Raw genomic sequence first — 2536 nt, 5'->3', positions numbered from 1 at the left:
GTAACCGATTCCATACCCTTGACACAAACCTGCAGCAAGATTAAAGTGTTGACTATTGCTGATATGTTTGCAGATGTCATTAATAAAGTATATAATTATCAGTCGATCAGTTCGAGTTTTATCTTTTAAGTTATTATATTTGTACCCTAATCAATTTAAGAAAAGTAAATAAAGATGGAATCAATAGAATTAAAAGGTACTTTGAGAACATCGCTGGGAAAGTCGAGTTCCAAAAAATTGAGATCCGATGAGAATGTTCCCTGTGTTGTTTATGGAGGAAAAGAAATTATACATTTTTCAACTGCAGAAAAGAATTTTAAAAGCTTAATTTATACGCCCAATGTTTATCTGGTAAAGCTTGATGTTGACGGAAAAATACATGAATGCGTATTACAGGATGTACAGTTCCATCCTGTTTCTGACAGGATTATCCATGTTGATTTTCTTGAAGTGGATGAAAAGAAACCTGTGGTTGTTTCAGTTCCCATAAACATTCATGGTACTGCAGCCGGTGTAAAAGAAGGTGGTAAACTTTTACAAGAACTCAGAAAGCTTAAAATTAAAGGTTTGACCAAAGATATCCCTCATGAAGTGGATATTGATGTGACTAACTTGGGTATTGCCCATTCAATAAAAGTTAGCGATTTGAATTATCCTAATATTGAGTTGCTTGATTTGAAAACCACCTGTATCGTTTCAGTGAGAATGACCCGTGCAACCAAAGATGAAACTGCTGCTCCTGCTGAAGGTGCTCCTACTGAAGCTGCCGCTGCTGCTCCTGCTGCAGGAAAAGAAGCTCCTGCTGATAAAGGCAGTGCTAAAAAGTAAGTGTTATTCTTATAATTAGTTCGTTTTGAAATATCTCATTGTTGGATTGGGAAATATCGGCGACGAATATCTCAATACACGACATAATATAGGTTTTACGATATTGGATGCTTTGGCTAAGGCATCCAATATTTCTTTTGAGGACAGGCGTTATGGCTTTACAGCTGAATTGAAATTTAAAGGACGCAGCCTGGTCTTGTTGAAGCCTTCCACTTATGTCAATTTAAGTGGGAAAGCTGTTAATTATTGGTTGCAAAAAGAAAAAATTCCTGTGGAAAATCTGCTGGTGGTTGTCGATGATCTGGCTCTTCCTTTTGGAAAGTTGCGTTTAAAGCCAAAAGGGGCCGACGGCGGACATAACGGGTTGAAAAATATCAATGAGGTGCTTGGTACTCAGGATTATGCCAGGCTTAGGTTCGGTTTGGGAAACGGCTTTCACAGAGGCCAACAGGTCGATTTCGTACTCGGCTCTTTTTCAGATGAAGAACAAACCATACTTTCCCAAAGAGTGGATCTCGCCATTCAGGCAATTCAAAGTTTCGTTACTGCAGGCGTTGGATTTGCCATGAATCAATACAACAATAAATAAATACGGAAACAAATTTATTTTATCTTTAACTGAATTATTTTGTCAGTTATCATGAGTGATATTCGTATTGATAAGTGGTTGTGGGCTGTGAGAATTTTTAAGACCCGTAGTATTGCCACGGAGGAATGTAAAAAAAACAGGGTCCTGGTGAATAATGTGATTGCGAAACCTGCCCATATCATTAAACTGAATGATATCATTATGGTTCGCAAACCTCCGGTAATTTATACTTTCAGAGTGAAAGGCCTGCTTGAAAACAGGGTCTCGGCCAAACTTGTTCCCGATTTTCTGGAAAACCTTACTCCTGATGAAGAACTGAAAAAACTGGAACCGGTTAAAAATGGTTTCTTTTATGCCCGGGACAGGGGTACTGGCCGGCCTACCAAAAAAGACCGCCGCGATATGGAAGAATTCCTTGATTACGACTAACCTGTCTGAATATTCAAAAAAACAACTGGAAATTTTTATACGTTTATAAAGTTGAGCGGTTTTTATTAATTTTATTGAAAACTAAACTTCTCGAAAATGCTTGATGATTATAAACTTGAAAATATTCTGTTTCTCGACATCGAAACAGTGCCGGCTTATGCTGGCTTTGAGGATGTCCCGGAAGTGTTTCGGAAATTGTGGGATAAAAAATCCTCTAATTTCAGAAACGATGAGGAATCAGCATCCGATGTATACCAACGGGCAGGCATTTATGCCGAATTTGGCAAAGTTGTCTGCATCTCCTGTGGCATCATTGTTTTAAGGGATCAAAAAAAGTTTTTCCGACTGAAATCATTTTATGGCGATGACGAAAAGCAAATTCTGCTTGGTTTTAACGGAATGCTTCTGAAATTTGCATCCAACCGCAAAGTGCAATTATGTGCGCATAATGGCAAAGAGTTCGATTTTCCTTTTCTGGCCCGCCGTATGCTGGTCAACCAGATTGCCCTTCCTGAAATTCTGGATATTGCCGGGAAAAAGCCTTGGGAGGTAAATTTTCTGGACACCCTTGAATTATGGAAGTTCGGTGATTATAAGCACTATACCTCCCTTGAATTGTTAACAAACTTATTCGGTATCCCTTCCCCTAAAGATGATATTGACGGGAGCCAGGTGGCTGATGTTTATTAT

General features: G+C 38.7%; 5 protein-coding genes. All 5 read left to right on the top strand.

Features of this window, described 5'->3' with window-relative positions; all coding sequences use genetic code 11:
* Positions 1-129, top strand: a 129-nt coding sequence (locus Q8907_16110) for a ribose-phosphate pyrophosphokinase (protein ID MDP4275792.1), incomplete at its 5' end; no start/stop codon positions are given.
* A gap of 45 nt (positions 130-174) precedes the next feature.
* Positions 175-828 carry a 50S ribosomal protein L25/general stress protein Ctc gene (locus Q8907_16105; protein ID MDP4275791.1) on the top strand — a complete coding sequence of 218 codons (654 nt, stop codon included), beginning with the start codon at positions 175-177 and terminating at the stop codon, positions 826-828.
* 25 nt (positions 829-853) lie between these two features.
* Positions 854-1417: an aminoacyl-tRNA hydrolase gene (gene pth / locus Q8907_16100; protein ID MDP4275790.1), complete on the top strand. Its 564-nt coding sequence runs from the start codon at positions 854-856 to the stop codon at positions 1415-1417.
* 51 nt (positions 1418-1468) lie between these two features.
* Positions 1469-1846, top strand: a complete 378-nt coding sequence (locus Q8907_16095; GenBank protein ID MDP4275789.1) for an RNA-binding S4 domain-containing protein — start codon at positions 1469-1471, stop codon at positions 1844-1846.
* A 96-nt stretch (positions 1847-1942) separates the two neighbouring features.
* On the top strand, positions 1943-2536 hold a 594-nt coding region (locus Q8907_16090), incomplete at its 3' end, for a ribonuclease H-like domain-containing protein (protein MDP4275788.1).

Source organism: Bacteroidota bacterium (assembly GCA_030706565.1).
Taxonomy (GTDB): domain Bacteria; phylum Bacteroidota; class Bacteroidia; order Bacteroidales; family JAUZOH01; genus JAUZOH01.
Note: the sequence above shows the minus strand (reverse complement) of the source record. Positions and strands in the feature narration are given on the sequence as shown.

Coding starts and splice junctions, on each gene's coding strand:
- Q8907_16105 (MDP4275791.1), top strand. CDS start 175: ATGGAATCAATAGAATTAAAAGGTACTTTGAGAACATCGCTGGGAAAG.
- Q8907_16095 (MDP4275789.1), top strand. CDS start 1,469: ATGAGTGATATTCGTATTGATAAGTGGTTGTGGGCTGTGAGAATTTTT.